This window comes from Micromonospora noduli (assembly GCF_003264475.1).
In the GTDB taxonomy this organism is placed as follows: Bacteria; Actinomycetota; Actinomycetes; order Mycobacteriales; family Micromonosporaceae; genus Micromonospora; species Micromonospora noduli.
The window spans coordinates 293477-315631 of sequence record NZ_PYAC01000012.1 but is presented as its reverse complement, the minus strand read 5'-3'; the positions used below and the strand labels follow the sequence as shown (position 1 = coordinate 315631).

Sequence of the window (22155 nt, the reverse complement as noted above, 5' to 3'; positions counted from 1 at the left end):
GCACTGAAGCTGACGGGGAGTCAGGACTAGCTGCACATTGACCGGGTACGCGCGTTCCATGGGTAGCCACAAGCAGAACAAACACGACAGCGGCGGCGAGTCGGCGCGAGGCCGGCGGCATTCGGGCAGCGGCGCTCCGGGCCGCCAGGGCTCGCCCGTGGAGCACTCGCCCGACCAACGGCACCGCCGTACCGCGACCGGCCCGGCTGGCACCGAACGCGACCTGGGCCGGGCCAAGGTCTCGGGCGACGGGCGGATCCAGCGCCAAGGCGGCTCCTGAGCCGATCACTCAGCCGGTGCAGCGGCTCGCACGTTCGCAGGGCGGCTGCACCGGCTGAGCGGTTTCTACGGCGTTGCGCAGATGGCGTACGCCGTGTCGGACCAGTTCCCGGCGAACGCGTCCTCCTCGTACGCGCCGGACGCTGCGGACGTCGGGGCGGTCGCGGGGCCGCCGTTGGGGCGGAAGTCGTCGACGATGCCCTCGCCGGTCACCCCGTTCAGCTCGTAGCCGGCACCGGTCAGCACCTTCCCGACCGGGCAGGTCGCCGTGACGCTGCGGAAGTCGAGGGAGGTGCTGGCCCCCACGGCGGAGGTGCGTACCAGACCCGCGAGGGGGTTGGCGCAGATCGCGTACGCGGTCGCGGACCAGTTGAGGGCCGTGGCGTCCGACTCGTACGCGCCGACGGTGACAGCGGTCGGTGCCGTGGCGACGCCGCCGTTGGGCCGGAAGTCGTCGACGACACCTTCACCGGTGACCCCGTTCAGCTCGTAGCCGGTGCCGGTCAGCACCTTCCCGACCGGGCACGTCGCCGTGACGCTGCGGAAGTCGGTCGAGTTGCTGACGCTGGTAGTGGCCACCCGGACCAGGCCCGCGAGGGGGTTGGCGCAGATCGCGTACGCCGTCACCGACCAGTTTCCTGCGAACGCCTCGGTCTCGTAGGCGCCGACGGTGACCGCGGTCGGTGCCGTGGCGACGCCACCGTTGGGGCGCAGGTCGTCGACGACGCCTTCGCCGGTGACGCCGTTGAGTTCGTAGCCGGTGCCGGTGAGCACTTTCCCGACCGGGCAGGTCGCGGTGACGCTGTGGTAGTCGGCCGAGTTGTTGACGCTGGTCGCGGCGACCCGCACCAGACCTGGGACCGCGGCGGACGCCGGGCTCGCCGGGGCGAGCACCGCTCCGGCCGCGACAAGACCGAGCACGAGTACGGACGCTCGGGCGCCGTACTGCCGGCTTTTGTTCTGAGCACGCATGTGTTTCTCCCGTCTGAGGCCCAGACGGGCGGCAGGTGCGACGCCGACGTCCAGGCCGTTCGTGATGACGGGTTCACGCTAGGTAGCCACCTGACCAGGCATTATCTCCAAGCCGACTACGTCGCGTAACGGACTGGATCCGTTTTCGGCGCCACTGGCCTGACGGACGATGCACACGCATCGATGCTTGTGCATACCATTCGGCTATGCCTGCTCGCCGCGTCACCGCCACCATCGCCCTCGCCGCGCTGGCGAGCCTGCTCGCCGTGAACGCCGCCCGCGCCGACGGCCCGGCGATCAGCACCCCCGGCACCCCCACGGTGGTGGCCAACGAACCGCACGAGCTCACGCTCAGCTGGGCGCCCTCCGCCTGGGTCGAGCCCGGTGCGGAGCAGCCGATCAACTATGAGGTGCAGGTGCCGCTGGGGCCGAACACGTACCGCTTCCTCGGCTCCACCACCGACACCACGATCACGCTGACCGACCTCGCACCCGGCACGACGTACCGGATCGGGGTTGCCGCCCGCGCGCTCGGCGGCTACTCCGACACCTCGCCCACCACCACAGTGCGCACCGCGGCCGGTCGCGCGACGGTCAGCTACCTCAACCTGGACTGGTCCCCCACGAACAACCAGATCCAGCACCTCCTGAAGGTGACAAACACCGGCACCGCGCCGCTTGACCTGAGCACGGTGCGGGTGCGCTACCACCTGCGCTTCGAGGGTGCCAACACCTCGCTGGTGCCGAACTGCGACTGGGCGGCGCTGGGTTGTGACCGGATCCGGCAGACCGTGCAGTTCTTCATCCCGCCGGGCGGGCCGCCCGGCGGGATGACGACGCCAGCGCCGCCGGGGTACCCGATCCCGGGAACGCCGGTCCCCGGCTGGGTGGAGTTGACCTTCACCGACGGCACGCTCGCGCCGGGCCAGTCGACCGGGCCGATCCAGCTACGACACCACCGGCACAGTTGGAGCACCATCGACGAACGCGACGACCCGAGCTGGCTCGCCGCGACCAGCCAGTGGACCGAGAACGACCGGATCACGCTGGACGTCGACGGGGTACGCGAGTTCGGCGACACCATCAGTTGACGCACCAACGGCACCGCGTCCTCTGACTGTCGAACGCCTCAGCCCGTGGCTTGACCGGTCACCTTACGATCCGCTCATGCGGCGCGAGGAGATAGACGGAGTTGCTGTCATCCAACGCGATGTGCCTGGCACCTTGGCAGCGTCGCTGACGTTTGGGTGCGGTGCCCGCGACGAAGAGATCGACTCCATCGGCCTGACCCATCTCGTGCAGCACCTGGTGGACTGGACGGAGGATCACGTCGCGGAGAAGCACGAGGACAACATTTGGATGAACGACACGTCATTCCTCGCAGGCGGCCCACCGGGTCAGGTAGCGGAGCACCTCGCCACCATCTGCTCGGCCATCAGCAATCTTCCGCCCGAGGATCTGTCCGACGCGGTCGCGGACCTCAACGCGGACAGCCGGTACGTCTCGAACATCGAAGAAGGTCTGCGCGACCCGTGGGGAGCGCTGCTGTCGCGGCGTTTCGGGCCGAGCGGATACGGCCTGTCGCGCTGGCCCGCAGTGGACTACAAGCTTTTCACGGCGGACGAGGTCCGTCGGTATGTCGAAAGATTCTTCACCAGCGGCAACGCGGTCCTCACAGTGACGGGCGAACCGCCTCAGGCGATGCGACTCCCATTGCCCGCCGGCCCGCGAGTCACCCGCAGCACGCCAATCGTCAACAACCAAATGGGGCCGATCTGGTACGCCGACGAGGTCCGCGGCGTCGCGCTGACGGTCGGTGTCGAACCCAGCGCGGAAGCTGTCGTTCTGATGTGGGCACTGCGGTCGCGAGTCGCTGAGGCAGTAGACGAGGCCGGGGTGGCCATCGGTGCGGAATTCATGTGCGAGGTCGTCGACAGTACGCGGCACGAGCTCGGGTTGAGGGTCACACCAGACTTCGGCAGGAAGAGCAAGAATTTCGACGCCACCGTCGCGGCGGAGCTGCTCTGGGCCGAGCTGCAACGGCTTGCCGCCGATGGGATCGATCGAGTGGAGATCGCCGACCGGGTGCCAACGCAGCGCATGGCCATGGAGGGCGACAACGAATGGATGCAGTCGATCAGCGATCTTCAACCCTTGGCCCACCAGGAGCTGCTCGGCACGACTGAGATCTACGGGTCGGAATCACTCAGCGAGCTGACTGGGCTTACTCCGGAAGCGACGCGGGACATCGTGTCGGGCTGGCTCTCAAGCGCCATGATCGTCGTGCCGTACGGGTCAAAACCCGACCTTCCTCGCGCCACCGAGGATTCCTGCCCGACCACCCGCTTCGTGCCCGCAGGTGAGGTCGTCAGGCCGCCGTTCTCCAAGCGGTTCCACAACAAGGGCAAGCTGGTCATCGGCATCGACGCGATTTCCACTGTGGATGGCGACGGGAACGTGCACACCGTCCCGCTGTCCCAGGCACTCGTGGTCGAGCGGTTTGGTGTCATCCGGCTCGCCCACCTCGGCCACGGCTGCGTCACCACGATCTCGGACTTCGCTGACGCTGCCGACAAGCTCCGGGCCGTCCTGCCGCCGCGGCGTTTCCGCCAGGCCGTCAAGCAGCTCAGTTCCAACTGGTAACCGAACGTCGGGGATCATGATCGGCGCGCGTAGGCGGGCCGGTCAGTGTGGGTCCGGTAAGCAAGCCATCAGCAGGTGAGGCCTTTGGCCAGGTGGATGCGTGCGGCGGGGATGCCGAGTGCGCACAGCCGTGGCCGCGCGTCGGCCAGCATCGCGGGTGGGCCGCACAGGTAGATGTCCTGACCGGGCCGGTGGTGTCCGAGGGCGATGGTCAGGGCGTCGCCCTGCTCGGCCGGCTCCGCGCAGGGGTCGTCGGAGAGGGCCGGCACGATGGTCAGCCAGTCGTGCGCGCATTGCAGCTTGTCGAGGGCGATCGAGTCGTACAGGTCGGTGAAGGTGCGCGCGCCGACGATCAGCGTCACCCGCAGACCGTCCGGTGCGGCGGCGACCTGCTCGACCAGGGCGCGCAGCGGCGCCAGGCCGGTGCCACCGGCGACGAGCAGCAGATCGTTCGTGCTCGCCGGGTCGAGGCTCAGCCCGGTCTCGATGGGCGGGCCGAGCCATAGCAGCTCGCCGGGGCGTACCTCATGGACCAGGCGGTGGGAGACGGTGTCGGCGGGTACGGCGTGGACGTGCAGCTCGACGGTGCCGTCCGCGCGTGGGGCGTTGGCCGGTGAGAGCCAGCGCCAGTGCCCGGGCAGGCGCGGCGTGCAGACCGGGATGGCCTGGCCTGGCTGGAAGGGCAGTCGCCGCCACTGACGTACCGTCAGGATGGCGATGTCGGGCGACGGCCGGTCGTGGCCGATCACCTCGACGTGCCACCAGGCCCGGCCGTCGCCGGCCTGCGCGGCGGCGCGGCGGATGGCGTGCGTGGCGCGGTACAGGGCGCGCTCGGCGGCGATGGTGAGCTGCGGCGTCCACAGTGGGCGCGCATGGCGGGCAACGGTGGCGAGCAGCGCGTCGCCGATGGTGTTGGCGTGCGGAAGTAGATCGAAATGACGGTACGCGTGGCCGAGCACCCGGAGCAGCGCCGCCCGGTTCGCCGGGTTGTCGCCGCCGACCAGGAGGCGGCCCAGCGCGGTGAAGAACAGCGGCGCGTCGCGGTGTGGGAGCAGCCCGGGTCTTCGGTCTTCGAGGGTGCACCAGAAGTCGGCGGCGGCCCGCATGTCGACCGACTCCCAGACGGCGGCCAGGCCCACGCGAGCCGGGTGGTCGTCGTTAACGGTGGGCATGCAGGCTCCAAGTTGTTGATTCATGGGCTGGCACCGGGGCGGGCGAGAGGAGCTGCGCCGTTGAGGGCCGGCGCAACTCCGGGACAAGGCACCCGCCCCGGGCCATGCGTCGACTGTCGCGGCTGACCAGGCACAACGGCATGTCACGGCGATCATGGGCGGCATGCGTGATCGGTATGCGCTCGACGTCGCGACTGTCGAATCGGGCAGACTGCGGGCATGACGGAACGTCCGGTGCTGTATCTGGTCGTCTGCGCCGCGGGTCCGGCGGAACACATCGACGAGCTGGTCGACCTCCTGATCACCGACGGGTGGCGGGTGTGCATGATCGTCAGCCCGACCGCCGCGCCGTGGCTCGACCGGGCGGCGTTGCAAGACAAGACCGGCTATCCCGTACGCGTGGAGTGGCGGATGCCCGGCGACCCGGAGCCGCACCCCCCAGCCGATGTGGTGGTGGCCGCGCCGGTCACGTTCAACACGGTGACGAAATGGGCGCTGGGCATCAACGACACGCTGGCGCTCGGCGTCCTCAACGAGTCGCTGGGGGCGGGGCTGCCGATCATCGCGTTTCCGCACACCAAGGCGGAACTGGCCGCGCATCCCGCCTATGCGGGTCACCTGGCGGTGCTGCGCGCTGCCGGCGTGATCGTGGCGGACGGGAAGCCGCTGGAGTCGGTGAACGGGCCGGGGCGCTGGAGCGTGGTCGTCGAGGCGCTGCGGGCGGTGCGCCCAACCTGAGAAGCTGCCGTCGTTCGCTTGTCCGGCGGTCCTTTGACGATATGCGTCGCGCGTATACCAGCGCTCCACGCAGCGTGTTCAATGGATACGCTCGATGAGGCGAGATGGACGGAGCCGCCGGTGACCCACGCGAACTGCCCTCGGTGCGGCGGACGGCTGGCCCGGGACAACGACAGCGGACGGTGTACGCCGTGCCAGGCCGCCGAGCGGGACCGGTTGAGCGCGCCGCCGAAGGTTCCGGCAGGCTTCTGGGAGCACGAGCCGGTACGACTCGCGCTGATGGAGCGGCATCTCGGGCGGGTGATCCGGGCGTACCGGTGCCATCCGTACCACGGGCGGGTCGCCTTGCCGCAGTCCGTGGTGGCGGGGTGGCTGGGGATCACGCAGGCGCAACTCAGTCGGGTGGAAAACGGACCACCGCTGGTGCATCTGGACCGGCTGGCGCACTGGGCCCAGCTTCTGCGGGTACCCGCAGAACACCTTTGGTTCCGCCTTCCTGGTCAGCCTTGCTGGACCGCTACGAGCCTCATCCCAGACGGCACCGACCGCGCATATGGCGAGGATCTGCCAACCGAGCAAGGCGGACGGGCCGCCGTGGCGGTTAGCGTGGAGGAGGCATCAAGCCAAGGGGGTGGCGCTACGGACCGTCGACGATTCAACGTACTGGCTGCGCTCACGGGACTCGCTGCGAGTGGTCACACGTACCTGCTCGCGGGGCCCGCCGAGATGCCCAGGACAATCGGCATGGAGCAGGTGCAGCTCGCCAGCTCCCTGGTTGATGACCTCCGGCGGGCAGACGCGGTAGCCGGTGCCGACCTGCTCTGCGACGTCGCCATCCAAGTGCAGACCAGGCTGTCGACTTGGGCGGCGCGGGCCAGCTACAGCAGAGAGGTCGGCGACGCGCTCCAAAGCGCCCTGGCCGATCTTTCCATCGAGGCGGCCTGGCTGGCCATCGACGCCGAACGCCGGTCTGAGGCGAGGCCGTACCTCAATGAGGCAATCACTCGTGCCCGAATCGCGGATGACCCACGAGTGGAAGTTCGTGCCCTCACGCATCTGTCCCTACTGATCCGCGAGAGCCAACCTGGCGAGTCGTTGCACTGCGCCGAAGCCGCTCTACGGGTGTCCGCCGGTTGGGCAACACCTCGGCTCACCACCTTGCTGCACCTGCGCAGGGCGCACGCCTACGCCGTCCTCAGGGATGCCAGTGGCTTCAGCCGCGAGATGACCAAGGCGCGCCGGGAGTTGGACCGGGGCACTCACGAGGATGACCAGGGTTTCGTCCACTTCGTGAACCACCAAGAGTTGATCGGGATCGAAGGACTCTCTTATCTGGCCCTCGACAGACCCGAGCGCGCTGTTCAGTCGTTACGCGCGATCACCGACAACCCATCACCTGGCCATCGACGGAACCAGGTCTACTACGCGGTGCGGCTCTCAGAGGCGGCATACCGACAGGGCGACGTCAACGAGGCGGCACGTATCGCTCTGGATGTCCTGCCTGCCGTGGGCCAGATCAGCTCGAAACGAGTGAGCCAGCATCTCGCGCAGGTGCGCGGAAGTCTGGCGACGCCACGGCAGGCGACCACGACGACCCGCCAGTTCGTCGACGCCTACGACCAGGCGGTGAGCCTGTGATCGAGGGCCTGCAACTTCGTCATCACAGCGCCGACGAGGCTATGGAAATCCTCGATCAGCTCGTGGGCCTCTACCTGGAGGTCTACGCGGGTGGCGGCGAGTTCTACAGCGAGGACCGCTACCGGCGTCAGCTTGGCCTACATATGCAGCGAGTTGGATGGGAATTGATTACCGCATCGGTCGATGGGGCCCTGGTCGGCTACATCTATGGCTTTCCGCTACCTTCGCAAACGCGGTGGTGGGAGGGCATCCATGAGCCTGTCCCGCCCGGGTTCACCGAGGAGGACGGGAAACGCACCTTTGCGATCAGCGAGCTGCTGGTACACCGCGCCTGGCGACGTAAGGGCATTGCGGCGGCGCTGCACGACGAGCTGGTCGCAGGCCGGGCTGAACCGCGATCCACGCTCTTGGTCCGTCCGGACAATGCTGCCGCCCAGATGGCGTACCGCTCCTGGGGCTGGAGCAAGGTCACCAAGCTGCGCCCCCACTGGGAAACCGCACCAACCTTCGATGTCATGGTCCGCACCGCCCCGATTTGCCCTCGTCCTTTTGGCTAGCCGCGGAGCCGCGGGTTTGACGCTCGATGCGAGCCGAGGAGCATCGACGATAGATGCACAGACCCATCCGCCCTGATTAGCATCCTGGCCGCGCGAACGTCGAGAGCCAGAGCACCATCGGCTGGTCAAGGCATCGGTTCCATCAGGCTTGGACACCGATATATTCATCTCCCGATGATCCGACGCGCGGAATCCCTCGCCTAGTCAGGGCAACGCCTCAGCGCCACGACCGATTAGATTGCGTGGATGACGGATCTTGAGCGGGGTGTCTACGAGCACCTGATCACCCGTGAGCTGGCTGATCGCCTCCAGCACGTCGACCCCGCCCTGATCCAACACCACAAGCTCGACCCCGCCGACGCCCACCACACCCTCGCCCGCCACATCGCCGCCCTGGCCGCCCGAGCCCTTCACTCCGTCCCCAGCGGCGATGACAAGCTCCACCACCAGATCGCAATGGCAAACCAGATCGCCGAAGCCATCGCCACCCTGAGCCCCAAGGCAGCGACCGATCAGGACCAGGTAACCGACGCCAAGCACCTGCTCCACGCCATCGCGGCCCCACCAACCCCACCCGCGGAGCCCACCTTCCCGCAGCGCCCCACCACTCCCCTCTCCACCGGCGCGCTGCTGGTCAATGGCCGTCACCAGCCCCGCATCGGCCACGAGGTCAACCACGAGATGGCGTCGGCCGAGAGCGTCGATCTGCTCTGCGCGTTCATCAAGTGGTACGGCCTCCGCATAGTGGAGCCGGCGATCCGAGAGCTGATTGCACGAGGCGGCAAGGTCCGCGTCATCACCACCACCTACCTCGGCGCAACCGATCAGCGAGCGCTAGACCGGCTCCTCGAGCTGGGCGCCGAGATCAAGGTGTCGTACGAAACGAGGACCACCCGCCTGCACGCCAAGGCATGGCTGTTCCGCCGCATCAACGGCACCACCACCGCGTACGTCGGCTCGTCGAATCTGTCGAAGACCGCGCTGGTAGACGGCGTTGAGTGGAACGTGCGCATCTCGAACATGGAGCAGCCGCACGTCATCGACACGTTCACGGCGACGTTCGAGGACTACTGGAACGACCCCGCGTTCGAGGCGTACGACGCGACCAGGGATTCCGACCGGCTCCGGCATGCGTTGAGCGGGGAGCGCCGCGACGATGCCCCGACCGCGATCTCGAACCTGGACGTGCGCCCGTACCCCTATCAGGCCGAGATCCTCGCCGACCTTGACGCCGAGCGGCTGGTGCACGGGCGCTGGCGCAACCTGGTGGTGATGGCGACCGGCACCGGCAAGACGGTGGTGGCCGCCCTCGACTACCGCCGGCTGCACAAGGCGAAACGAGCTGACTCGCTGCTCTTCGTCGCTCATCAGGAGCAGATCCTGCGGCAGAGCCTGTCGACGTTCCGGCAGGTGATGGGCGACGGCAGCTTCGGCGAGACGCTGGTCGCGGGCGAGAAGCCGAACGGTTGGAAGCACGTCTTCGCCTCCATCCAGTCGCTGCACCGTCGCGAGGTCGACCCCGAGGCGTACGACATAGTGATCGTGGACGAGTTCCACCACGCGGAAGCGCCGACGTATACGCGACTGTTGGAGCGGCTGCGTCCCCGCGTACTCCTGGGCCTCACCGCGACCCCCGACCGGGCCGACGGCGGCGACGTGCGCCGGTGGTTCGACGGGCGCGCGGCCGTTGAGCTGCACCTGTGGGACGCGTTGGAGCGGCAGTTGTTGGCGCCGTTCCAGTATTTCGGGCTGCACGACGACGTGGACCTGTCGCACGTCACCTGGAAGCGCGGGCAGGGCTACGACCCGACGCAGCTGAGCACCATTTACACCGGCAACGATGCTCGTGCGCGGACGGTGTTGCGGGCGGTCCGCGAGAAGGTGGACGTCGGGCGGATGCGGGCGCTCGGATTCTGCGTGAGCATCGGGCACGCCGAGTTCATGGCCGCATGGTTCAGCGAGCGCGGCGTACCGTCGGCGGCGGTGACCTCAAAGGCCGGCACCGATCGGGCAGGACTGTTGCGGGACTTCAAGGCAGGCAAGCTGCGGGTGCTCTTCACCGTGGACCTGTTCAACGAGGGCGTCGATCTGCCGATGGTCGACACGATTCTGATGCTGCGGCCCACCGAAAGCGCCACGATCTTCCTGCAACAGCTCGGCCGTGGCCTACGCCTCGACGACGACAAGCCCTGCCTCACGGTGCTCGACTTCATCGGCGGGCAGCACGCCAACTTCCGCTTCGACCTGCGGTGGCGCGCCCTGACCGGGGTGAGCCGGCGGGCGATCACCGAGGCGGTCCGCGACGACTTCCCGAACCTGCCCAGCGGCTGTCACGTCGAGCTGGACCGGGTAGCGAAGGAAGTCGTGCTCGCCAACCTGCGATCGGCCCTGCCTACCTCGAAGGCCGGCCTCGTTTCTGAGCTGCGCCAACTCGGCGACGTCAGCTTGGCAACGTTCCTCCGCGAAACCGGCCTGGAGATCGAGGACGTGTACCGATCGGCCAGCTTCGGCGGCTGGGCCGGGCTGCGCCGGCTCGCCGGCATCGAGACGTCCGCGCCCGGACCCGACGACCGGGAGTTGGGCCGGGCCATCGGTCGCATGCTGCACACCGACGACATCGACCGGCTAGAGCTACTCACGAGGGTCGCTGCCGGACCGCCCGCGCCAGGTCAGCAGGTGTACGCGGGCAACAGCCGACTGCTGGACATGCTGCACTTCAGCCTCTGGGGACCGAACGCCCCCCTCGCGACGCGGGACGAACGGCTGACGCGACTGTGGAAAGAGCCGGCCCGCTGCGCCGAGTTGCGGCAAGTCGCCGAGGTGCTGCGGGATCGCATCCACCGGGTCACGCCGACCGCGGCTCCGGGAGTGGTGCCGCTGCGGGTGCACGCCCGGTACAGCCGCAACGAGGCTTGCGCCGCCTTCGGGATGACCAACCCGGGGTCGCTGCGCGAGGGGGTGAAATGGCTGCCGGACGCCCAGGCCGACCTCTTCTTCGTCACCCTGGTCAAGTCAGAGGCCCACTACTCCCCCACCACCATGTACGCCGACCGCGCCATCACCGACACCCTGTTCCAGTGGGAATCGCAGAGCACCACCTCTGCGGCGTCGGCGACCGGGCAGCGCTACACGTCGGGCGGCTCGACGGTGCACCTCTTCGTGCGGGAGACCCGCATCGCCGACCGCGACCTGGGCGCGCCGCCGTACCTCTACGCCGGCACCATGACCTACGACTCGCACACAGGTGACCGACCCATGCGCGTCCTGTGGCAACTCCACCACGCCCTACCCGCCGACGTGTACGCCACCGCCCGAACGATCGCCGCTTAATGCCTTCGCGGACCTCGACCGTCTCGCAGCTCACGAGGCAGGGCTGAACTTCCCTGGCTCAGTCGAGCTCGGACAGGAAGGCACCGACCGTAGCGGCGAACTGTGCTTGAGCATCGTGATGCACGACGTGACCTGCTGGCAGCTCGACGAGTCGGGCCTGGCCGGGGCGACGGGCGATCATCTCGCGGGCGTGATCGGCCGTCAGTTCGTCACTACGTGTTCCGCGGATCAGAAGGGTGGGGCAGGTCACCGCTACCCAGTCCGTCCAGTGGTCACCGTTGAGCGCCTTCTGGGACGCCACCGTGTCATCGATGTCGAACGAGAAGCCCCAGCCGTCCTTCCATTGACGGAAGGAGCACTCCAGATAGGGAGCAGCCCCGCCCAGGGCCGAGGTCAGCGCATCGCGGGATGGCGCGCGGCGAGGAAGGCTGGTGGTGAACGACCAGTCGCAGCCCACGATCGCGCCGATGTCCTCGACGATCAGCGCGGTGACCCGATCGGCGTGCCGGCTGGCGTACTGGTAGGCGTTCACCCCGCCCAGTGAGTGACCCAGCACCACGGCAGGGCCGACCTTCAGATGTTGGTGGAGCGCGGCGACGTCGGCAACGTAATCGTCCCGCTCATAGCTTTCGGCACGGTCGGACTCTCCATGCCCACGCTGGTCGAGCGCGATCACCCGCCATTGCGGTGCCAACGCCTCAGCCAGCGGCGCGAAAGCCGACGCTTCGTTGTAGTGCCCGTGTAGAGCCAGGAGGGGAGAACCCGAACCGCCAAAGTCCAGATACGAGAGCCTCCGGCCCTCAACCGTGAAGAACTCCCGCATGACCTGGAATCCTAGATCAACGACCGTTGGCTTCCGTGACGCGAATACGTCTGGCGTTGATCGCGATAGGCCGGCGGAGGCGGTCAGGCCGCGTCCGCGTTCGAGGCGAACCTGACGTCCAGCCTTCGGTCCAGGGCCCGGGCTAGCCGCTCCAGAACCGGCAGGGTCGGCACTGTCCCGCCTGCCTCGAAGCGGGCCACCGCGGACTGAGTCATCCCCGCAGCGCGCGCCAACTGGCTCTGACTCCAACCGTGCCCTTCGCGCAGGTGGCGCACCTCCTGCCCAAGCTCGAAGGCGATCCGAGTGGCCTCGTAGGTCTCGGCTGCCCCTGGCTCCGCCATCCGGCGCTCACGCAGGTCGTTCCAGTCCAGGCGATCACTCATCGCTCTGCCCCCTCGTTCACGATGTGCCGCTCCGCCACACACCGCTCAAATGCGCGGCGGGCCCGCTCGACTTCCCGGTCCTCCCGCATTCGCGTCTTGCGAAAGACCGTGAGCAGGATGATCCTCCGGTCGGAGGCTATCCAGTACGTCACGCGAACCGCGTCGCGCTCCAGATAAAACCGCAGCTCACGCAACTTGCCGTCGAGCTGTCTGCTGTGAGGCTCTCCGAGCAACACACCTCGGCCAGCCAATAGATCGATGTAAAACGCCGCTCGGGCGAAGTCGGCAGTTGGCAGTTCCTCCAGCCAGTCTCGGACCTCTGGTTCCAGCTCCACGCTACCCCAACCCATAGCACCGATGCTATGGGTTGGATCGTTCCCCCCGAACTTCATCGAACGCGTGTCGGCGATGACTTCGGCGATGCTCTTGCCGCGCCTAGAGCTGCAACAACGTCGGGGCCGCCTGCCACGCCCCCGACCGACTGCGGGTTAGGTTGAAGGGATGGAGCAGCGGATCAGCCTGATCACTCTGGGAGTCGCGGACGTAGCGCGCGCGAAGGCGTTCTACGAGCAGCTCGGCTGGCAGGGCCAGGAGGTCGAGGAGACGGTCTTCTTCCAGGCCGGCGGCTTGGCACTAGTCCTGTGGGGCCGCGACAAGCTCGCCGACGACGCGGGCATCGAAGGGCCGGGCACCGGCGCGATGACCCTCGCCCAGAACGTCCGCTCCCGAGCCGAGGTCGACGAGGTCATCGCCACCGCAACCAAGGCCGGTGCCACGGTGACCAAGCCGGCCCGGGAAACCTTCTACGGCGGCTACGCCGGCTACTTCGCCGACCCGGACGGTCACCTCTGGGAGATCGCTTGGAACCCCGGCTTCACCCTCGGGGAGGACGGCACCATCACTGTCCCCGATTTCAGCGCCACGAACTGAGCCGAGCCGAGCCGGGCAGGAGAGAGAAAACCCAGTTCAGGGCGCCGGAGACGGGCAGAGCAGCGGGTCCAGCAACGGCAGTTGAAGAGGATCCAGGCAGATCGCCAGCAGTCCCGGATCCGGCGAAGGCGTCGCCGTAACAGCCGGCGTCGGCGTCGGCGTTGGCGAGGCCGACACGACGGGCGGCGTCGGCAGGGCCGACGCGGGCGGGTCGGCAGTGGGGACCGGACCAGGCGTCGGCACCGAACTGGCGGACGGTGCGGGAGCGACGGACGGCGGAGCAGCCGGCGGCAGGGCCACCGCAACAGCGGCTGCCACTGTAGAGACAGCCGACGGTCGTACAGCCGGGACATTCGGCGGGCTCCATACGGCACTGTCGGCCGAGCCGACCCGCGACCTGGGCACCACCGGCCCGACGGGACCGGTCGGAACGAGGGCCGCCCCGGCCCTCGGCACGTCCAGGGCGACGATCTCCGCCGAGGGCACCGGCGCGCGAGGACCCCACGCGCCCGGCCCCAGAGCGCCGGGGCCGAGCGTCACGAACACCACGGCAGCGACGGCGGCAGCGCCGAGCGCCCGCCGGTCGGGGCGTACCGCCGTCAGCGGTGCGTCGTCGGGGTCCACCAACAGAAGAGGCGCAGGTGGGGCCGCTCGGTGCGCGGCCAGCAGCGCGTCGACCTGCGCGATGACGGCGCCGCGATCGTCGGTAGCCGCGAGGGTGAGATAGAAGCGGAAGTTCACCACGGCGTTGGCCGGGACCAGCAGCCCCTGCAGTCGACAGCGGTCGGGCAGCAGGGTGACCGGCACGTCGGGGTGGTGGGCGGGGCCGACAATGTCCGCGTACCGCCACTCTCGCCGGTGCTCTCGGCCACCGAAGGCCACTCGCCGACTGGTCACGACGGCCATGCCGGTGTCGACGACACGCAGGCCCGCCGGCAGCGTCTGGGAAGAAGCGTCAGCGAAGGAACACAAGCCGTCCGGCCTGGGCAGGCCGGGGATGTGCCGCGCCTCGGCCTCGACGAGCTGGGCGACGGGGAGGACGCGGAAGACGAGTTCGTCGTCGTCGAGCTCCACCGGCAGGCCGGAGCGTGGCTGCGTACACCCGAGGAAGCTGGCGGCTTCGATGCGGAGCCTTGCCAGGTGGTCGTCGCGGTGCCGCCAGGCGTCGGTGGCGTCGCGGTACGCGCGCTGCCGGCGCTCGTTCTCGCGCTCGGCCCAGGCGATCCGCCAGGGGGCGCAGGCCACAGAGGTCACGGTCACACGCGGTACAACCGCTCACGTACGTGACAGGCAACGCGACCGGGATCGATGTATCCCATTGCGCCCGAAAGAAGAGTATTGACGGACACCAGAGTCGGCGCAGCGAAGCTAGCCTGCCCAGAACCCCGGCGGCCGAGGAGCTTCCCGATGCTTGATGACCTGCGCGTGCTGCGCGACGCGGTACGCGACTATCGTCTCGCGGCGACGGCCGCTGGCCTCGACTGGCCCGACCAGGACGAGTCGCCGACCGGGCAGGCGCCGGACGTGGTCCACCGGATCTTCGGCGTGGATCACATCGCGGAGCAGCTCACCTGGTTGCAGTCGCAGCGCTGGCCCGAGCGGCGGTTGCTGCCCAACGGCGGGTGGCTGATGTCCTGGCCGGAAGGCCCGGACGTGCTGGACTATCTGTGGCTGGCGGTCGGCACGCCGTTTCCCTGGCGGCAGCAACTGCCGCTGTTCCATTTCGAGTACGCCATCTTCACCTTCGTCCTGGCGGGCGAGCACGAGGGTGAGATCTGGCGCTACGAGATCTCGCCCGACGCGTGGGACTCGGTGCGTGCCGCCACCAGCCTTGCCACGCTGTTCGACCAGTGGACCCGGGGCATCGAGGCCGGTCTGATCGTCTACGAGGGCGAGTACAACAAGTGGCTCCAGATCAAGGACCTGGAGTCTGGCCCAGGACTCGACCCGCTGGCTTTCCCGGTGGCCCCGGTGGAGGAAACCCTGCTGCGGGCGCGGCAGCGCGAATGCGGGGTCAACATGGCCATTGTCGAGGACGGCTTCGCGTACAACGAGGAACTGTCCGACGCCATCGGCGCCGTCAAGGCGTCGCTCGGCAGCGCGTAGCCCGGTGCCGGCGGCCGCTCAGGGAAATCAGAGCAGCCGCCGGGCAGGACAGGAAAGGCGAACTACAGCAACTACGGGCGCAGCGAGGTGAAGAACTGCCTCATCTCACTGGCCAGCAGATCCGGCTCCTCCAACGGCATGAAGTGCCCGCCCCGGCCCGGCTCGCTCCAGTGCCGGATGTCGGTGCAGGCCCGCTCGGCGATCTCCCGGGGGAAGTTGGTCATCGAGGGTTCGGTGCTCACAGTGAACGCGGCCGGCACGGTGATGTCGGGTCGTGGCGTGTTGTGGTCGAAGTCGGCGTACTGCCGAAACGACGAGCCGATCGTGCCGGTCGCCCAGTAGAGCGTGATGATGGTGAGCAGGGTGTCGGTGTCGATGCTGCTCGCCAGGTCCCCGTGGTTGTCGCTCCAGTCGCGGTACTTGTCGACGAGCCAGGCGGCCAGCCCGGCGGGCGAGTCGGCGAGCGCCGCCGCCAGGGTGTCCGGGCGGGTGCCCATGATGGCGCTGTAGCCGCCGTCGGTCTCGTCGTACGCGGCTTCGGCGTCCAGGTACGCCTGCTCGGCCGCCGACAGTGGTCGGGCGTCGAAGCTGGCCGGGAACGGTGGATGGATCATGTGGATGCCGGCTACCTGCTCCGGATAGAGGGCACCCAGCCAGCCGGTGACCACTCCCCCGACGTCGCCGCCGAAGGCGCCGTACCGCTCGTGACCGAGCACGTCGGTCATCAGCTCGTGCAGGGTCCGGGCCAGCAACGCCCGGGTGACCGGCTCGTCCGGGACCTCCGAGAAGCCGAAGCCGGGCAGCGAGGGCACCACCACGTCGAAACCGCCGCCGGCGGGGCTGGTCAGCCGGTCGACCAGCGGCAGCATCTCGACGAAGCTGCTGGGCCAGCCGTGGCTGAGGATCAACGGCAACGGCGCGGGTGTGCCCGCCGGGCGCGTGGCCCGGACGTGCAGGAAGTGCAGCTTCCGGCCGCCGACGACGGCCAGGTGCTGGGGGTACGCGTTGAGTTCCGCCTCACGGGCTCGCCAGTCGTATCCGTCGTGCCAGAAGGACACCAGGTCCCGCAGGTAGTCGGGGTCGACGCCGCCCTGCCACGGCTGGTTGCCGCTGCGGTCGGTGAATCGGGTACGGGCCAGTCGGGCCCGTAGGTCGTCGAGGACCGCATCGGGAACGTCGATGCGGAAGGAAGAGAAAGACATTGGTCCTCCGATAAGGAGGGCGCTCCCCGACGCGAGAGGTCAGCTGCGGGGGACGGCCGAGAGGAGCGCCCAGGAATGACGATGGGTGGTCACCGGGCTCACCTCCTCTCGTGGCTGACGAAGATCACTCTAGCCGAGTGGGTCGGGGAGCCGGCCCCGGGTCGGAAACCGCGATCGGGTACGCGGTGGGTACGCCTCGCAGTGCTCGGCCCAGTGCTGGGCGGCGGTGGCGAGGGCGTCCGCGGAGACGGTGAGGATCAGCGGGTAGATCGCTGTGGACGGGCGGCGCATCCACGGTGGCAGTGACTCCGCGGAGAACTCCACGATCAGCTCCAGCCGGCGGCGGCGCAGCACCCGGCTGCGCAGGGCCAGGTTGGGTTCGGTGAAGCGGACCATCGCCGGTGGCGCGCTCAGCCCGAGTGCGGCGGTGGCCTGCCCGTGCAGCCAGCCGCCGAGCGCGCGGGCCTCCTCGACCATGAGGCTCGGGTAGTGGTGCGACCAGGTCTGGCCGTCGCCGGTGCGGGCGTCCACCTCGATGAGCAGCCAGTCGTGCCAGCCGGGCGTGGCCCCGTCGAGGTCGTCGGGCGGGTCGATGCCGGGCTGGTAGCCGACGGGGCGTACCCGCACCCGAGCGCCATCGTCAGACCGGATCTCCACTCGATCATTCTGGCCGAGCGAAGCGGACTTCAGGGCCCGAATCGGTCACTTCGTGATGGTCCGCCGCACGCCTCGGTGCTCGGCGCAGGCGTTGGACCGGCCGCCGGCCAGGCTCACCGAACCGTCGCGGCATTGCACGAGGTAACCGCGTCCGGCCCAGAACTGCGGTACGCAGTCGAACCAGTCGCACACCTCGGCGGCTGGCTTGCGGATCCGCGTGCCGCCACAGAAGCCGTACCCCAGTGGGTTCTCCGGTGCCCCGCAGCGCGGCCCCTGGGTGGCAGTGGGAGACGAGCGCGGCGACTTCGTCGGCTTCGGCGGCGGGGGTTTCAGGGCGAGAGCCGGACCGATCCGCGCGGGTGCCACGCTGGCGGTGGGCGCCGGGGTGGCGGCGACGGCGACCTCCGCGCCACCGGTCGGGTCGGACGGGTCCGACTCGATCAGCGCCGCCGGCACCAGCAGCGCGATGGCCGCCGCCACCGCGATGGTCCTGCGGCCACCTGGCACGAACGACGACAGCCGGGCCTGCCCGGGGGTGGCCGCGGCCGGCCGGAACGGCTTGAGCTGGGCGTGCTCCGAGATCAGCTCGTCGAGTTGGGCGATCACCGCGGTGCGCTGTTCGATAGCGTCGGCGAAGGCCAGCGTGAGCTTGAACCGGAAGTCCGCCGCGGCGGCGGTGGGCAGCAACAACCCGGAGGTACGCCGCCGGTCCAGCACCTGGATCACTGTGACCGGCGCCGCCGGGTCGTGGGCCAGGCCGGTTATCCGGCCGTACGCCCAGTCGCGCCGGCCCCGCCCGCCGAGCAGCACGAGTCGACGGCTGGTGATCACGGCCATGCCGGCGTCGGTGACGCGTACGCCGTCCGGGCGGCGCGGGCGCAGTGGCCCGGTTCCCGGGGCGACGGTGAGGTCCGGTGCGGGCAGCACTGTGGTGTGCCGCACCTCGACCAGTTGCGCGGCGGGTAGTGCCCAGAGCACCACCTCGTCGGCGGCCAGTTCCAACGCCAGCCCGGCGCCGGCTGCCGCCGAGCCCTGGAAGTCGGCGGCCAGGGCGCGCAGCCGCCGTAACTCGTCGTCGCGTCGCCGCCACGCCGACTCAGCGCCGCGGTACGTGCTGACCCGCCGCACGTTCTGCCGGTGCGCCCACCGGTACCGCCATGTGGAACCCGTCGAATCAGTCTTCGCCACGCCGACTCCTTCGCCGCGCTGGCCACCAATCTGGGGTGTCACGAGGTTTAACAGGTCCGGCGCGGCGCCCGGACACGCCGAAACGGGCGAACTACCCGATCGGCGGAGCAACCAGCACGATAGGGGGATACTGGTGTCGACGTTCATGTTCTCCGAGGGGGTGGCGGTCGTGCCGGCAGTCACGCTGCCCGGGGTCGTGATCGGGGTCGACATCGGCACCACCAGCACGAAGGCCGTCGCGTACGACACCGACGGGCGGCAGCTCGGCAGTCACCTGGTCGGCTACCCGCTGAACAACCCGCAACCCGGCTACGCCGAGCAGGACCCGCAACTCATCCTCGAAGCGGTGCTCAAGTCGATCAGCATCGTCGTCGCCGAGCTGGTCCAGCCGGTGGCCGGGCTGTCGTTCGGCTCCGCCATGCACAGCCTGATCGGGTTGGACAGTGACGGCAATCCGCTGACCCCGTCGGTGACCTGGGCCGACTCGCGGTCCACCCGGCAGGCCGAGCGGTTGCGGGCGGTCCCGTCGGGGCTGGCCCTGCACCGACGTACCGGCACGCCGATGCATCCGATGTCGCCGCTGCCCAAGCTGCTCTGGTTCGCCGAGCAGGAGCCGAAACTCTTCGAGCGGGTGGCGCACTGGGTGGGCATCAAGGAATGGGTGCTGCTGCGGCTCTGCGGCACGCTGGTCACCGACCACTCGATCGCCTCGGCCACCGGCCTGCTCGACATCCACAAGCTGGAGTGGGACCGCGAGGCGTTGACCATCGCCGGCATCACCCCGGAACAGCTCCCGCAGCTCGTCGCCACCACCGCCGTGCTGCCCAACCTGACCCCGCAGGCCGCCGCCCAGACCGGCCTGCCGGAGCGCACCCCGGTGGTGGTCGGCGCGGGCGACGGACCGCTGGCGAACCTGGGCCTGGGCGCGGTGCACCCCGGCATGGTGGCCTGCTCGATCGGCACCAGCGGCGCGATGCGGGTGATGGTCGAGCGGCCCGGCGTGGACCCGCTCGGCGGGGTGTTCTGCTACGCGCTGACCGAGCATCGCTGGGCGGTCGGTGGCGCGATCAACAACGGCGGCATCGTGCTCAAGTGGGCCGGCGCGGCGCTCGCCCCGGACCTGGGCGAGCACTCCGAGGAGGACCTGGTCGCCCTGGCGGCCCGCGCGCCGGTCGGTTCCGGCGGGCTCATCATGCTGCCGTACCTGCACAGCGAACGGGCACCACACTGGAGCGCCCTGCCGCGCGGCGCGTACGTGGGGTTGACCCACGCACACCGCCGCGAGCATCTGGTGCGGGCCGCGTTGGAGGGCGTCTGCCAACAGCTCGCGCTGGTGCTCAGCTCGGTGCGCGCGGCGGGCAACGAGGTCCGGGAGGTCCGGGCCGGTGGCGGCTTCGCCCGCAGCGGCCTGTGGCGGCAGATGCTGGCCGATGCCCTCGGCCTGCCGGTGAGCTTCCCGGCCGCGCACGAGGGGTCGAGCTTCGGGGCGGCACTGCTCGGCATGGAGGCGCTCGGGTTGATCCCCAGCATCGACGTCGCCGCCGACCTGGTGCGCATCGAGGAGACGGTCCGCCCGGACCCGGCCGCCGCCGCCACCTACGCGGCGCTGCTGCCGCTCTTCGCCGAGCTGTACGAAGCCCTCACGCCCACCTTCGCCTCGATCCGTCGGATGGCACCCGGCCTGCCCACCGGCCCGGAACCACAGGCGTGAGTGGTGCCGGCTCGCGGCGGGTCAGGGCGCTTCGACGCCGGCGATCAGGTAGCGCTGCACGTCGGCGTCGAGGATGGCCACTTCCTGCGCGTCGTCGGGCCCGGAGCCACGGAACGCGGCCAACTGCTCCGGTGACTCCCAGCGTTCGTAGACGTGGATCCGGCCGGGCTCCAACGGGTCGGCCGCCAGCAGGAAGTCGAGGCAGCCGGCGGTGGCGCGCGCCCGCGCGATGACCTGTTCGCAGTCGGACAGGTACGCCTCACGGGTGGCCGGTTCGACCTGCAGACTGCCGGCGATGATCAGCAAAGGGTCCTCCGGGGTGAGTGGCTGGGAAGCCTGATACCTGTGGGTCATATTTATACCTGTGGGTCATGACGCTCGCCGGGACATTGCCGCCCGGACGGGTGACGCCGGTCCCGTCGGTCTCACCAGCCTCCGGCGCTTCATATCGTGCAAACGTGAGAAAAAGCGACAAGAGGCGCTCATCTTCCCTGCTGGGGAACTCTGCCCGCGTACCACTGAAGGTGCTGACGACGGCGCTCGCGCTCGCGGTGCTCGCGACGACCGGGCCGGCCACCGCGGACGGCCCGGGCCGCGCGCCCGTCGCGGACCCGGCGCAGACGACCGAGCCGGGGTACGGGGTTGAGCCCGGTGACGGTCAGAGCCACGAGCCCGGGGTGGACCCGACGCCGGAGCGCCCGCCGACCAGCGAGGTGTCCTGGCTGTCTTTTCCCGGTGGGGTGTTCGCTGTGGACTCGCTCGGGCGCACAGTGCGCTACCGCGCCTGCGACGGCGACACCGGTCGGGTCGCCGACCCGACCATGCGGGTCGCCGCCGGGGTGGCCAGCGGCGCGGTCGTCGTCGGAGGCACCGCCTACCGCTACCGGGTGCCGCTGGTCGGGCGCAGCGAGGGCACGCTGGAGGTGATCCAACGGCACCGCCCGCCGACGACGCTGACCGGCGTGGTGGTCACCAGTCCGCAGCCGCCCACCGACCCGGTCGCCGGGGCCCGGCTGTTCCCGCTCAGCGGGCAGCTCGCCCGGGTGGTCGCCGACGCGAGCCTCAACCCGGCCGGGGTCACCGTCCGCGACCTGTCCGGCCGCTACGGCGACCAGCAGATCGCCGTCAACGGATCACTGCGCCCCAAGGCGGCCAGCGTCATCAAGCTGTGGATCCTCGTCGAGCTGCTGCGCCGGGTCGACTGTGGACAGGTCTTCCTCGACGACGGGGTGCTGGTCACCCCTGAGGACGTGGTCGGCGGCACCGGCCAACTGCAGTTCGAGACGTTCCCGCAGGTGGTCACAGTGCGCCGGCTCGCCCAGTACCTGATCAAGTACAGCGACAACGTGGCCGCGAACGTGCTGATCACCTACCTGGGTGGGTTCGCCCCGGTCAACGCGCTGATCGACTCGATGAACCAACGGTCCACCATCCTGGCCCGCCGGATGCTCGACAGCGCGGCGGCGCAACGCGGCGAGGAGAACTACACCAGCCCGGACGACGTGGTGTCACTGCTCGGCGCGGTCTGGGACGGCGAGATCCTCACCCCCGCCTCCCGCGACCTGATGATCGGGTTCATGCGGGAGCAGACCCTGAACACGAAGATCCCGGCGGCGTTGCCACAGGGTGTGCCGGTGGCCCACAAGACCGGTGACCTGCCGGACGCCTCACACGACGTCGGCTACTACCTGATCCCCGACACCGAGACCGCCGTCGCGTTCCTCACCGCCGGCCCCATGGCCACCGGCGACGAGACGGTCCGGCGGATGGCCCGCACCGTCTACGACTTCCTGGTCCCCCCGGTCGAGGGAGCGGTCGAGGAGTGA

At 69.4% G+C, this 22155-nt stretch carries 21 protein-coding genes; 11 read left to right on the top strand and 10 right to left on the bottom strand.

The window, feature by feature from the left end; genetic code table 11:
• Positions 1-58 precede the first annotated feature (58 nt).
• A complete protein-coding gene (locus tag MED15_RS16175; protein ID WP_030331398.1) occupies positions 59-280 on the top strand; it encodes a hypothetical protein in 222 nt (73 codons plus the stop codon).
• Between the two features lie 65 nt (positions 281-345).
• Here MED15_RS16175 and MED15_RS16170 read toward each other — a convergent pair whose 3' ends face one another.
• The gene (locus MED15_RS16170) at positions 346-1251 is read right to left on the bottom strand and encodes a hypothetical protein (RefSeq protein ID WP_112736060.1); all 906 of its coding nucleotides are present in this window, start codon (positions 1249-1251) and stop codon (positions 346-348) included.
• Positions 1252-1457: 206 nt separating this feature from the next.
• Here MED15_RS16170 and MED15_RS16165 point away from each other — a divergent pair, with 206 nt between their 5' ends.
• Together MED15_RS16165 and MED15_RS16160 are read left to right on the top strand one after the other, a co-directional pair.
• The gene (locus MED15_RS16165) at positions 1458-2342 is read left to right on the top strand and encodes a fibronectin type III domain-containing protein (RefSeq protein WP_112736058.1); all 885 of its coding nucleotides are present in this window, start codon (positions 1458-1460) and stop codon (positions 2340-2342) included.
• Between the two features lie 76 nt (positions 2343-2418).
• Positions 2419-3894 carry a peptidase M16 family protein gene (locus tag MED15_RS16160; RefSeq protein WP_146766722.1) on the top strand — a complete coding sequence of 492 codons (1476 nt, stop codon included), beginning with the start codon at positions 2419-2421 and terminating at the stop codon, positions 3892-3894.
• Positions 3895-3962: 68 nt separating this feature from the next.
• Here the strand turns inward: MED15_RS16160 and MED15_RS16155 are convergent, their stop codons facing one another.
• On the bottom strand, positions 3963-5066 hold the full coding sequence (locus MED15_RS16155; protein ID WP_244220472.1) for an FAD-binding oxidoreductase: 1104 nt from the start codon (positions 5064-5066) through the stop codon (positions 3963-3965).
• A gap of 219 nt (positions 5067-5285) precedes the next feature.
• On the opposite strand from MED15_RS16155, the gene MED15_RS16150 reads away from it, so the two are divergent.
• From MED15_RS16150 to MED15_RS16135, 4 genes are all read left to right on the top strand, one after another.
• Positions 5286-5804, top strand: a complete 519-nt coding sequence (locus MED15_RS16150; RefSeq protein WP_112601832.1) for a flavoprotein — start codon at positions 5286-5288, stop codon at positions 5802-5804.
• Positions 5805-5885: 81 nt separating this feature from the next.
• A complete protein-coding gene (locus tag MED15_RS34860; protein ID WP_482805326.1) occupies positions 5886-7442 on the top strand; it encodes a helix-turn-helix domain-containing protein in 1557 nt (518 codons plus the stop codon).
• Positions 7439-7999, top strand: coding sequence for a GNAT family N-acetyltransferase (locus MED15_RS16140; protein WP_112582317.1), 561 nt, complete (start codon positions 7439-7441; stop codon positions 7997-7999). Before MED15_RS34860 ends, MED15_RS16140 begins: the two co-directional genes overlap by 4 nt.
• 246 nt (positions 8000-8245) lie before the next feature.
• Positions 8246-11329, top strand: coding sequence for a DEAD/DEAH box helicase (locus MED15_RS16135; RefSeq protein ID WP_112736052.1), 3084 nt, complete (start codon positions 8246-8248; stop codon positions 11327-11329).
• A 58-nt stretch (positions 11330-11387) separates the two neighbouring features.
• Here the strand turns inward: MED15_RS16135 and MED15_RS16130 are convergent, their stop codons facing one another.
• The 3 genes from MED15_RS16130 to MED15_RS16120 form a co-directional block, all read right to left on the bottom strand.
• Positions 11388-12152: an alpha/beta fold hydrolase gene (locus MED15_RS16130; protein WP_112736050.1), complete on the bottom strand. Its 765-nt coding sequence runs from the start codon at positions 12150-12152 to the stop codon at positions 11388-11390.
• 83 nt (positions 12153-12235) lie between these two features.
• Entirely contained in the window at positions 12236-12535 is a 300-nt protein-coding gene (locus tag MED15_RS16125; RefSeq protein WP_112582320.1) for a helix-turn-helix domain-containing protein, read from the bottom strand.
• Positions 12532-12870: a type II toxin-antitoxin system RelE/ParE family toxin gene (locus MED15_RS16120; protein WP_205780040.1), complete on the bottom strand. Its 339-nt coding sequence runs from the start codon at positions 12868-12870 to the stop codon at positions 12532-12534. Before MED15_RS16120 ends, MED15_RS16125 begins: the two co-directional genes overlap by 4 nt.
• A 166-nt stretch (positions 12871-13036) precedes the next feature.
• Between MED15_RS16120 and MED15_RS16115 the strand changes: the two genes are divergently transcribed.
• Positions 13037-13465 (top strand): VOC family protein, encoded by a 429-nt coding sequence (locus MED15_RS16115; RefSeq protein ID WP_112736049.1) that lies wholly within the window; start codon positions 13037-13039, stop codon positions 13463-13465.
• 36 nt (positions 13466-13501) lie between these two features.
• Here MED15_RS16115 and MED15_RS16110 read toward each other — a convergent pair whose 3' ends face one another.
• The gene (locus MED15_RS16110; RefSeq protein WP_112736047.1) at positions 13502-14725 is read right to left on the bottom strand and encodes a hypothetical protein; all 1224 of its coding nucleotides are present in this window, start codon (positions 14723-14725) and stop codon (positions 13502-13504) included.
• Between the two features lie 147 nt (positions 14726-14872).
• Between MED15_RS16110 and MED15_RS16105 the strand changes: the two genes are divergently transcribed.
• Positions 14873-15571 (top strand): hypothetical protein, encoded by a 699-nt coding sequence (locus MED15_RS16105; protein ID WP_112736045.1) that lies wholly within the window; start codon positions 14873-14875, stop codon positions 15569-15571.
• Between the two features lie 71 nt (positions 15572-15642).
• Here MED15_RS16105 and MED15_RS16100 read toward each other — a convergent pair whose 3' ends face one another.
• The 3 genes from MED15_RS16100 to MED15_RS16090 form a co-directional block, all read right to left on the bottom strand.
• A complete protein-coding gene (locus MED15_RS16100) occupies positions 15643-16773 on the bottom strand; it encodes an epoxide hydrolase family protein (RefSeq protein ID WP_112736043.1) in 1131 nt (376 codons plus the stop codon).
• 129 nt (positions 16774-16902) lie between these two features.
• Positions 16903-17430 (bottom strand): WapI family immunity protein, encoded by a 528-nt coding sequence (locus MED15_RS16095; RefSeq protein WP_112736041.1) that lies wholly within the window; start codon positions 17428-17430, stop codon positions 16903-16905.
• A 45-nt stretch (positions 17431-17475) separates the two neighbouring features.
• A complete protein-coding gene (locus MED15_RS16090; protein ID WP_112736039.1) occupies positions 17476-18618 on the bottom strand; it encodes a hypothetical protein in 1143 nt (380 codons plus the stop codon).
• A 133-nt stretch (positions 18619-18751) separates the two neighbouring features.
• On the opposite strand from MED15_RS16090, the gene MED15_RS16085 reads away from it, so the two are divergent.
• The gene (locus tag MED15_RS16085) at positions 18752-20329 is read left to right on the top strand and encodes a gluconokinase (RefSeq protein WP_244220471.1); all 1578 of its coding nucleotides are present in this window, start codon (positions 18752-18754) and stop codon (positions 20327-20329) included.
• Between the two features lie 21 nt (positions 20330-20350).
• On the opposite strand, the gene MED15_RS16080 is transcribed toward MED15_RS16085, so the two are convergent.
• A complete protein-coding gene (locus MED15_RS16080) occupies positions 20351-20683 on the bottom strand; it encodes a putative quinol monooxygenase (protein WP_181518477.1) in 333 nt (110 codons plus the stop codon).
• Between the two features lie 104 nt (positions 20684-20787).
• Here MED15_RS16080 and MED15_RS16075 point away from each other — a divergent pair, with 104 nt between their 5' ends.
• Positions 20788-22155 (top strand): serine hydrolase, encoded by a 1368-nt coding sequence (locus MED15_RS16075; protein WP_167457658.1) that lies wholly within the window; start codon positions 20788-20790, stop codon positions 22153-22155.

Excerpts from the sequence above, each read along its gene's own strand:
- MED15_RS16175 (WP_030331398.1), top strand. The coding sequence starts at position 59 with ATGGGTAGCCACAAGCAGAACAAACACGACAGCGGCGGCGAGTCGGCG.
- MED15_RS16170 (WP_112736060.1), bottom strand. The coding sequence starts at position 1,251 with ATGCGTGCTCAGAACAAAAGCCGGCAGTACGGCGCCCGAGCGTCCGTA.
- MED15_RS16165 (WP_112736058.1), top strand. The coding sequence starts at position 1,458 with ATGCCTGCTCGCCGCGTCACCGCCACCATCGCCCTCGCCGCGCTGGCG.
- MED15_RS16160 (WP_146766722.1), top strand. The coding sequence starts at position 2,419 with ATGCGGCGCGAGGAGATAGACGGAGTTGCTGTCATCCAACGCGATGTG.
- MED15_RS16155 (WP_244220472.1), bottom strand. The coding sequence starts at position 5,066 with ATGCCCACCGTTAACGACGACCACCCGGCTCGCGTGGGCCTGGCCGCC.
- MED15_RS16150 (WP_112601832.1), top strand. The coding sequence starts at position 5,286 with ATGACGGAACGTCCGGTGCTGTATCTGGTCGTCTGCGCCGCGGGTCCG.
- MED15_RS34860 (WP_482805326.1), top strand. The coding sequence starts at position 5,886 with ATGGATACGCTCGATGAGGCGAGATGGACGGAGCCGCCGGTGACCCAC.
- MED15_RS16135 (WP_112736052.1), top strand. The coding sequence starts at position 8,246 with ATGACGGATCTTGAGCGGGGTGTCTACGAGCACCTGATCACCCGTGAG.
- MED15_RS16130 (WP_112736050.1), bottom strand. The coding sequence starts at position 12,152 with ATGCGGGAGTTCTTCACGGTTGAGGGCCGGAGGCTCTCGTATCTGGAC.
- MED15_RS16125 (WP_112582320.1), bottom strand. The coding sequence starts at position 12,535 with ATGAGTGATCGCCTGGACTGGAACGACCTGCGTGAGCGCCGGATGGCG.
- MED15_RS16115 (WP_112736049.1), top strand. The coding sequence starts at position 13,037 with ATGGAGCAGCGGATCAGCCTGATCACTCTGGGAGTCGCGGACGTAGCG.
- MED15_RS16105 (WP_112736045.1), top strand. The coding sequence starts at position 14,873 with ATGCTTGATGACCTGCGCGTGCTGCGCGACGCGGTACGCGACTATCGT.
- MED15_RS16100 (WP_112736043.1), bottom strand. The coding sequence starts at position 16,773 with ATGTCTTTCTCTTCCTTCCGCATCGACGTTCCCGATGCGGTCCTCGAC.
- MED15_RS16080 (WP_181518477.1), bottom strand. The coding sequence starts at position 20,683 with ATGACCCACAGGTATCAGGCTTCCCAGCCACTCACCCCGGAGGACCCT.